The 8,903-nt window shown below is 66.7% G+C and carries 9 protein-coding genes; 5 read left to right on the forward strand and 4 right to left on the reverse strand.

Annotation, left to right across the window (positions count from 1 at the left end):
* Positions 1-2: 2 nt before the first annotated feature.
* The gene (locus N5C91_RS10860) at positions 3-221 is read right to left on the reverse strand and encodes an MbtH family protein (RefSeq protein ID WP_236173344.1); all 219 of its coding nucleotides are present in this window, start codon (positions 219-221) and stop codon (positions 3-5) included.
* Between the two features lie 347 nt (positions 222-568).
* Between N5C91_RS10860 and N5C91_RS10865 the strand changes: the two genes are divergently transcribed.
* Complete coding sequence (locus tag N5C91_RS10865; protein WP_236173345.1) at positions 569-1,105, forward strand: RNA polymerase factor sigma-70; 537 nt, start codon at positions 569-571, stop codon at positions 1,103-1,105.
* A 122-nt stretch (positions 1,106-1,227) separates the two neighbouring features.
* Here the strand turns inward: N5C91_RS10865 and N5C91_RS10870 are convergent, their stop codons facing one another.
* Positions 1,228-2,025 carry a helix-turn-helix transcriptional regulator gene (locus N5C91_RS10870; protein WP_279829550.1) on the reverse strand — a complete coding sequence of 266 codons (798 nt, stop codon included), beginning with the start codon at positions 2,023-2,025 and terminating at the stop codon, positions 1,228-1,230.
* 278 nt (positions 2,026-2,303) lie between these two features.
* Here N5C91_RS10870 and N5C91_RS10875 point away from each other — a divergent pair, with 278 nt between their 5' ends.
* Entirely contained in the window at positions 2,304-3,197 is an 894-nt protein-coding gene (locus N5C91_RS10875; protein WP_279829552.1) for a DMT family transporter, read from the forward strand.
* Between the two features lie 113 nt (positions 3,198-3,310).
* Here the strand turns inward: N5C91_RS10875 and N5C91_RS10880 are convergent, their stop codons facing one another.
* Positions 3,311-4,369: a nitronate monooxygenase gene (locus tag N5C91_RS10880; protein WP_279829554.1), complete on the reverse strand. Its 1,059-nt coding sequence runs from the start codon at positions 4,367-4,369 to the stop codon at positions 3,311-3,313.
* A gap of 114 nt (positions 4,370-4,483) precedes the next feature.
* Between N5C91_RS10880 and N5C91_RS10885 the strand changes: the two genes are divergently transcribed.
* Both N5C91_RS10885 and N5C91_RS10890 read left to right on the forward strand, forming a co-directional pair.
* Positions 4,484-5,356 carry a LysR family transcriptional regulator gene (locus N5C91_RS10885; protein WP_279829557.1) on the forward strand — a complete coding sequence of 291 codons (873 nt, stop codon included), beginning with the start codon at positions 4,484-4,486 and terminating at the stop codon, positions 5,354-5,356.
* On the forward strand, positions 5,353-6,507 hold the full coding sequence (locus tag N5C91_RS10890) for a YbfB/YjiJ family MFS transporter (protein WP_279829559.1): 1,155 nt from the start codon (positions 5,353-5,355) through the stop codon (positions 6,505-6,507). Before N5C91_RS10885 ends, N5C91_RS10890 begins: the two co-directional genes overlap by 4 nt.
* 87 nt (positions 6,508-6,594) lie before the next feature.
* On the opposite strand, the gene N5C91_RS10895 is transcribed toward N5C91_RS10890, so the two are convergent.
* Complete coding sequence (locus tag N5C91_RS10895) at positions 6,595-7,035, reverse strand: carboxymuconolactone decarboxylase family protein (protein WP_236173351.1); 441 nt, start codon at positions 7,033-7,035, stop codon at positions 6,595-6,597.
* Between the two features lie 152 nt (positions 7,036-7,187).
* Here N5C91_RS10895 and N5C91_RS10900 point away from each other — a divergent pair, with 152 nt between their 5' ends.
* Positions 7,188-8,621 (forward strand): PLP-dependent aminotransferase family protein, encoded by a 1,434-nt coding sequence (locus N5C91_RS10900; RefSeq protein WP_279829562.1) that lies wholly within the window; start codon positions 7,188-7,190, stop codon positions 8,619-8,621.
* The last annotated feature ends 282 nt before the right edge of the window (positions 8,622-8,903 follow it).

Consider the following 8,903-nt stretch of genomic DNA (forward strand, 5'->3'; position numbering starts at 1 on the left):
GATCAGTGCCCCGCTGCCTGGCCGTCCATCTTCTGGCGCAGGCTCAGCGGGCGCATGTCGGTCCAGTTCGCCTCGACGTAGGCCAGGCAATCGGCCTTGCTGCCGCGCGGACCGACTTCGCGCCAGCCGGCCGGGACTTCCTTGTAGTCCGGCCACAGCGAGTACTGCTCTTCGCCATTGACCAGCACCTTGTAAACCGCATCTTCGCGATCGAAAGCCATCGCTCTTCTCCTTCAGCTGTATGGAATGCCGGCCACCGGCCACTACCGATGTTTTCCAGCTCTGCCATGAAGACGAGGGAGGCGATGAAATAGTTAGTGTTCTCGGATGCGATTAATTCTCATAAGATATGCACCGGCGAAATTTCCTGGCTTGTCCTTCACCTGTAAGTCGAGAGTTCTGACGAATGGATGCGAACGAAAAATCTTCACACTCGTGTGGGAACCCTGTTCCAGAGCGAGTGTCGGACTCTTCCGAATAAATTGATAATAATTATCATTTGATCTAGATTGACCGCCTCAACCCATGTGGACGTCCCCGCCTCCGCCGCCGCATAGGAACACCTTGCATGTCCAAGCCAATGCCCGCCGAGTCGCGCCCTGCTCTGCACGAGCTGTTCGCTACCCACCGGCAGACTTTCATCAATGCGGCCGCACGCATCCTCGGCTGCCGCAGCCATGCCGAAGACGTGGTGCACGATGCGTACATCAAGCTCAATGCGAGTGACCTCACTCCCGGCATCCAGTCGCAGAGCGGCTACCTGATGCGTGTGGTGCGCAACCTGGCCATCGACCTGTATCGCCGCCAGGCGCTGGAGAAGCGCTACTCGGGTAGCGAGGAAGAAGGCATGCACATCGCCACGCCGTCCGCGTCACCGGAGATCGAGCACGAGGACCGGCAGACCCTGGAAGCCATCTCCAGCGCCCTGCAGACGCTGCCCGAGCGCACCCGCTATGCCTTCGAGATGTACCGCCTGCACGGCCGCACGCAGAAGGAAATCGCCGAGGAACTGGGCGTGTCCCCGACCCTGGTGAACTTCATGGTGCGCGATGCACTGATCCACTGCCGCAAGACCCTGAAGAGCCTGGAAGACGGCAAGCGCTGAGGGCCTGTCCACGATCTGCGGCCCAGGGGGCGTTGCAGGCCGATGGAGCGTGCTCCTTCAGAGCGCCTGAACTGCGCTTTTAGCCGATCCCAGCTGGCCCTTGCCGCGCGAGGCGGGAATCTTCAGCCCTGCGCCAGGGCGCGGAAGGTCGAGCGGTATTGCTCCGGCGTGGTGCCGGAGAGCCGCCGGAACATCGCGATGAACGCCGACGGGCTGCTGTAGCCCAGGTTGAAGGCGATCTGCTGCACCCCTTCCCCCGAGGCCAGCGCTTCGATGGCGGCAAGAAACCGCAGGCGCTGGCGCCATTCGCCGAACGACATCCCCAGTTCCCGCTGGCAGGTCCGCGCCAGGGTGCGCTCGGTGCTGTGCACGCGCTCGGCCCATTGCGCCAGGGTGCGGTTGTCACCCGGCGAGGCCTGCAGCGCGCTCAGCACTTCCCCCAGCGCCCCGCTATTGGCGTAAGGCAGGTAATCGTCGTGGGGCTGGGCGGCCTTGAGCTGATCGATCACGACCTGCGCCAGGCGCAGGTCGGCGGGGGTTTGCGGCAGGTTCACGCGGCGTGTGGCGAAGTCCGAAAGAATGGCCTTGAGGATATCGCTGATCGCCAATGTACAAGGCGCGGCCGGCAGCTCGCGCGCCAGTTCGGCGGACACGTACAGCGAGCGATAGACGATGGCCTGGCGGTTGTAGCAGCTGTGCTCGAGCCCTGGCGGAACCCACACGGCATACTGCGGCGGCGAGAGGAAGCGCTGGCCATCGACCTCCAGCTCCATCACCCCGTGTGACGCATAGTTGAGCTGGCCCCAGGCGTGGCGGTGGCTGGGCGAATGGGTGCCGGCGTCGAATTCGTCGTAGCGGAAGTACAGATCGGCGGGCAGCCGGTCGATGTCGGGCAGCGGGAGAGGCAGTACGCGGGTCATGTCCGAATGCCGGGGTGGATTGTCCGGTATTCATTATACGTCTGGATTCGGACGAGGAGAAAATGGCTGCCATCTGTGGAGCGCCCTCTCCCCAGCCCTGGCTACGCGCCCCGCTCCAAAGGGAGAGCGGACTGTCCCGAGTGAGCGGGCGGCCATAGGCCCGCCGGCTGGCGCCGTAAAATAGCTGAGCGCGGAACGCCTCCCGCTCCCTTCAGGAAGAGGCTGGGGAGAGGGAGAGGCAACCCGTCCGACGTCACTTTGAGACCCGCAAGAATCCCATGAATTACCTGTTCCCCCTGCTGGCCGTGGTCATCTGGTCCGGCAACACCGTCGTCAACAAGCTCGCCGTCGGGCAGATCGCCCCGGCGGAAATCGGCTTCTTCCGCTGGCTGCTGGCCGGTGCGTTGCTGACGCCCGTCCTGCTGCGCGCTGCCCTCGCCCATTGGCCGGTGATCCGCGCCAACCTCGGCAAGATCATCACCCTCGGCCTGCTCGGCATGGCCGTCTACCAGTGCCTGGCCTACTACGCCGCGGCGCTCACCTCGGCGACCAACATGGGCATCATCCTGTCGTTGATGCCGCTGATGTCGCTCGCCCTGGCGTCGATCCTGCTGCGCCACAAACTGAGCGTCGCCGCGTTGCTGGGTGCGCTGCTGTCGCTGGGTGGGGTGCTGCTGGTGATCACCCAGGGCAGCCCGCAGCAACTGATCAGCCATGGCGTGAACCTGGGCGACGGCATGATGATCGTCGCTACCCTCGCCTACGGCGTGTATGGCGTGCTGCTGAAGAAGTGGAACCTGCCCCTGCCGCCATTGCTGATGCTCTACCTGCAGGTACTGGTGGCGATCGTTGCACTGGCGCCGCTGTACATCGCCTCGCCGCACCACGGCCTGACTAGCGCCAACCTGCCGCTGGTGCTGTATGCCGGGCTGCTGGCCTCCATCGTCGGCGCCCTGGCCTGGATGCAGGGCGTGCAGCGCATGGGGCCCAGCCGCATGGCGCTGTTCTTCAACCTGCTGCCGGTGCTGACCGCCGCTATCGCCGCCGTGGTGCTGGGCGAACGGCTGACCAGCTATCACCTGGTCGGTGGCGCCCTGACCCTGGGCGGTGTACTGCTGGCCGAACTCTGGCGCCCGCGGGAGAAGCCTGCCGCGGCCGTCAGCGCCCGCTGATTCAGGCATGGCTTCGACCCGGCGCCGGGATCAGGCCCTTGTAGGACCGAGCGTGCTCGCGAACGGAGCGCCTGGCGGCGCTGGCGTCAGGCGGTTCGCGAGCAAGCTCGCTCCTACAGGCTCGTGCCGGTGAGGAATTCGCGCATCAGGGTCGCCACCAGCTGCGCCGCCGGCATCTCCCGCGCCAGCGGCGCGCCCTGCCCGGCCCATTGCACGGCGAAGTCGCTGTTGCCTTTGGCGGTCGCCGCGGCGGTCAGCGCCTTGGCCGCGTCATAGGTGATCGGGTAGTCCGGCAGCGCCGGCGCATCGGCACTGCCGACGTCGCTGAACAGCCGATTGACCATGCCCCGCGCAGCGCGGCCGGAAATCGCCGCCGTCACCGCGGTGCGCTCACCCCGCTCGCCTCGCAGCGCTGCCTTGAAGGCGGCGCTGGCCGAGGATTCGTCCGCGGCGATAAATGCCGTGCCCATCTGCACGCCCTCGGCGCCCAGCTCGAACATGGCGCGCATGCCCTGCCCATCCATGATTCCACCCGCCGCGATTACCGGCAGGCCTGTGCCTTTGACCAGCGTGCGGACCAGCGCGAAGGTGCCGATACGCGCGTCTTTCTCCGGCTCGAACACGCCGCGGTGGCCGCCTGCTTCATAGCCCTGAGCGACGATCGCATCGATGCCCGCCGCCTCGATGGCACGACCCTCTTCCAGGCAGGTAGCGGTAGCCAGCAGGCGGATACCGGCGGCCTTCAGGCGATCGATCCAGCTCTGCGGCGGCAACCCGAAGTGGAAGCTGACCACCGCCGGGCGCGCCTCGATGAGGAACTCCAGCATGTCTGGATCGGCCAGGAAGCTGCGATAGATCTCGCTGATCTGCTGGGGCGGCTGCGCATCGAACTCGGCGAACAGCGGACGCAGGTGTTCCAGCCAGGCCGCTTCGCGCACCGCGTCGGCCACGGCCGGGCGGTGGCAGAACAGGTTGAGGTTGAGCGGCTTGTCGGTCAGCGCGCGGGTCTGCTCCAGCAGCGCGCGGGCCTGCGTCGCGCTGCTCGCGCCCAGGCCGATGGAGCCCAGGCCGCCGGCATTGGAAACCGCCGCGGCCAGCGCCGGGGTGGACACACCCACCATGGGTGCCTGGATGATGGGGTGCTGGATGCCGAGCAGTTCGGTAATGCGCATGACGGGGTCCTCGTTTTCGGTGCCGGCGAAATCGCCGCCTGGCTTGCTGACGCTTGACACAACATCTCATGGAGAGATTATTCTTCGCAACATATTCTCTATTGAAGATTAATCATGGATCTCTCCAGCCTGGAAATCTTCCGCTGCGTGGCCGAGGAACAGAGCGTCACCCGCGCCGCCGCCCGCCTGCAGCGCGTGCAATCGAACGTCACCACGCGCATTCGCCAGCTCGAGGAAGACCTCGGCGCGGCGCTGTTCCTGCGCGATGGCAAGCGCATGACGCTGACCGACCAGGGCCGCGAGTTCCTCCGCTACGCCGAGCAATTGCTCGCCCTCGCCACCGAAGCCCGCCAGTCGCTGCACCCGAGCAGCGCCACCGGCAGCCTGCGCCTGGGCAGCATGGAAGCCGCCGCCGCCAGCCGGCTGCCGGAGATCCTGGCGCGCTTTCACCGGGCCTATCCCGACGTGGAGCTGCACATCAGCACCGGCCACAGCCAGAAGCTGATCAATGAAGTACTGAACCGCCAGCTCGACTGCGCGCTGATCTCCCATCCGGACATCCTCCACGCCGAACCTGGTTTCGAATCGCTGCTGGAGCGCGGCCTGTGCGCCGAACCGGTGTTCCGCGAGGAGTTGCTGCTGGTGCTGCCGGGCGACCACCCACCGGTAACCCGGCCCGAGGATGTGCAGATCCGCACGCTGGTGGGCTTCGCCCGCGGCTGCACTTACCGCCAGTTGCTGGAGCGCTGGTTGCAGGGAGCGTCGCTCGCCGTGCAGGAGGTCGGTTCGTACCATGGCATCCTCGCCTGCGTTAACGCCGGTTCCTGCTTTGGCGTGCTGCCCCGTTCAGTGCTGGAGCTGCACCGGCATATGCCGGCCCTGCAAGTGGTGCCGCTGCTGGAAGTGGACACCCTGCTGATCTGGCGCGAAGGCTATGCCACCGGCGCCTTCCAACGCTGGCGGGAAGCTCTGGAGGCACGCCTGTGAGCCGCGCACTCCGCCTGCCCGCGGCGCTGTCGGCGGCACTGATCCTTGCCGTGGGCATGGGCTTTGGCCGATTTGCCTTTACCGGGCTCTACCCGCTGATGGTGCGCGACGGTGTGCTCAGCGTCACCGGCGGCTCGCTGGCGGCGTCGGCCAATTACGCCGGCTACCTGCTGGGTGCACTGCTGCTGGCGCGCAGCCACGAACGACATGCTGCACGCATCTGCCTGATCGCCCTGGTCGGCACCTTGGCCGCCCTCGCCGCCATGGCCATTCCGGCAGCGGTCTGGTTTGCCGTGGGCGTGCGTCTGCTGGCCGGCGTGCTCACGGCCATGGTGCTGGTCAGCGCGGCGCAATGGCTGTTGCAGAGCATGGGCGAAAGCCATGGCGCACCAATGATGTTCGCCGGCGTGGGCGTCGGCATCCTGGTCTCGGCGGAACTGATTGCCGCCGGCAACGCCTTCGGCCTGGGCAGCGCCGCGATCTGGTGCGTGCTGGCGCTGGCCGGGCTGGCTCTGTCGTTACTGGCCACCCCTGCGCTGGGTCGCGCAGCACCGCCAATGCCGCAACACATAACGAACGGTTCGGGGCAGGTGCCCGAGCTGTCCGCGCCGATCATCCTGCTGGTCTACGGCCTGGCCGGCTTCGGCTACATCATCACAGCCACCTACCTGCCATTGCTGATGAAGAGCGGCCTGGGCGCCATCGACCCGCTGCAGGTCTGGGCGGCGTTCGGCCTGGGCGCGGCGCCCTCGTGCTTCCTCTGGCACCGCCTGCACCTGAAACTGGGCGGCCGCCGTGCACTGGCGCTGAACCTGCTGGTGCAGGCCGTCGGTGTGATGCTGCCGGCCCTGGGCGATTCCGCCTTCCTTTACCTGGGCAGCGCGGTACTGGTGGGCGGCAGCTTCATGGGCACAGTGACCATCGCCATGCCGGCGGCCCGCGCGGTGGCCAGCCAGGTGCGCTTCAACATGCTGGCGGCGATGACCGCGCTGTATGGCGTTGGGCAGATCGCCGGGCCACTGGCCGCGAGTGCGCTGCGCGGGATGACCGGTAGTTTCATTCCAGCCCTGGGGGCGGCGGCCAGCGCTCTGCTGGTGGGTGCGCTGTGCTGCCTGCCATTGCGCCTGCCTCAAACAGCACGGGACGTGTAGGAGCGAGCTTGCTCGCGAACGGATTAACAGGCAGCCACGTAGCTGGGGTTGTTCGCGAGCAAGCTCGCTCCTACAAAAAGCTGCGGCTCAGGCGGGCGGCTGCTGGCGGAAGGAAACGCCCAGGCGGTTCCACACGTTGATCGCACCAATGGCCACGGTCAGGTCCACCAGTTCACGCTCGCTGAACTGTTCGCGGGCGATCTGGAAGACTTCCACGGGCACCTTGGATTCGGAGAGCAGTGTCACCGACTCGCACCACGCCAGCGCAGCACGCTCACGCGGGGTGAAGAACGGCGACTCGCGCCAGACGCTGACGGCGAACAGCCGCCGTTCGGTCTCTCCGCTGCGGCGCGCCTCCATGGCATGCATGTCGGCGCAGAAGGCACAGTTGTTCACCTGGGAAACCCGCAGGCGCACCAGTTCCAGCAACGGTTTTTCAATGGACAGGTCGAAGATCGCGGCTTCCAGCGCCAGCACCGCCTTGAGCGCTTCAGGCGAGGCCGTGTAGTAATCCAGGCGAGGCTCCATGGCGACGCTCCCGTAAAAGGCTTCGCGCCATTGTGCGCGCCACGGCCAGTTCGCCAGGTGACCAATTCGGCCTATTTCCGCCACGCAGCTTCACCGCCCCCGCGTGCGGGCGCTACGCTTGCCCATCAGTCCCGAGCCGCCGGAGCCTTTCCTTGGAGCTGCACCTGATCATCCATGGCCAGAAGGACCTGGCCGGTCAACTCTATCGCCAGTTGCGCGAAGCCATCGACACCGGCCGCCTCGCCCCCGGCACACGGCTGCCGCCCAGCCGCCTGCTGGCCGAGCAACTGGGCATTTCACGCAAGACCATTTCCGACACCTACGCACAACTCACCTATGAAGGCGTGCTGGTTGGCAAGATCGGCAGCGGCACCTTCGTCAACGCCCGTGCCGCGCGCCCGGATCGGCGCCGCGATGGCGCAAGGTTCGCCAGCCAGGACAACATCGAGCGCTGGGCGAATCTCAACACCCGTCTCAGCCACCCCGGCAACGAGGGCACGGCACGCGCCGACTTCATCGGCGGCGCCACCACCCAGCTGCAGTTTCCCCAGGAGGAATGGCGCCGCTGCGTGAACCACGCGATGCGCCAGATGACCGGCCAGCGCGGCCATTACAGCCGCCCCGAAGGCATCACGCCGCTGCGTGACGGCATCGCCCGGCACGTCGCCTATGCGCGCGGCGTCAACTGCACGCTGGACGACGTGCTGGTGTGCAATGGCGCGCAACAGGCGCTGGACCTGCTCGCCCGCGTGATGCTCCGCCCCGGCGACCGGGTGGCCATGGAAGACCCTGGCTACACGCCGGCACGCCTGCTGTTCCAGACGCTGGGCGCGGAGGTGGCGAGCGTTCCGGTGGACGCCGAGGGCATTCGCGTCGACCTGATTCCCGACGGGACGCGGATGATCTACACCACGCCTTCGCACCAGTTCCCGCTCGGCATGCCGATGAGCGCGGCACGCCGCGAAGCCCTGCTGGAGCGTGCGCTGGAGCTGGGCGCGCTGGTGATCGAGGACGACTACGACAGCGAATTCCGCTACGAAGGCCGCCCCACCGACGCCCTGCAGAGCCTCGACCGCCATGGCGTCGTGGCCTATATCGGAACCTTCTCCAAGGTGCTGTTGCCGGAGCTGCGCCTGGGCTACCTGATCCCGCCGCCGAGCCTGTTTCCGGCGCTGGTGCGCGTTCGACAGATTTCCGACTGGCACAGCTCGACGCTGCCACAGTGGGCGCTGGCCAAGTTCATCGGCGAGGGCTATCTGCTCAAGCACATCCGCCGTTGCCACGGCATCTATGCCGGGCGCCGCGAGCGCATCCTCGCACGCCTTGCCGGCGATCTGGCGCCCTGGCTGGAAACAGTGCCCTCGGTGGCCGGTTTCCACCTCACGGCGCTGTGCCGCACGTCCATCAAGGTGCCGCTGCTCGCCGAGCTGGCACGCAAGGTCGACGTCGGCCTCTACGGGCTGGCCTCCTTCTATGACCATGTACCCGCGCGCGAAGGCCTGCTGCTCGGCTTCGGCGCCATCGACACGCTGGACATCGACCCGGCCCTGGACAAGGTGCGCGACCTGCTGCAGCAGCTGAGCTGAATCCCACCGCGCAGCACCAGGACGCGCAGGTGCGGGCTTCGTCCGCGATTTTCAGTCGGTAGCCCCAGCGTCGCCGGAGAGCGATCGCGGACGGAGTCCGCTCCTACGAGATACCTCTGCGCCTGAGCCATCCCTCACCTTAGCCCTGGCTGCGCGCCCCGCTCCTCAGGGAGAGGAGACCGTTCGGTGCAGGATCAAACCTTCGCGTCAGTCGGCTCGGACTGCCCCCTCTCCTGAGAAGAGAACCGGGATGAGGACCTCCCCCTTCCTGCGCACCGTTAG

Source organism: Pseudomonas sp. GD03903, assembly GCF_029840045.1.
Classification (GTDB): domain Bacteria; phylum Pseudomonadota; class Gammaproteobacteria; order Pseudomonadales; family Pseudomonadaceae; genus Pseudomonas; species Pseudomonas pseudonitroreducens.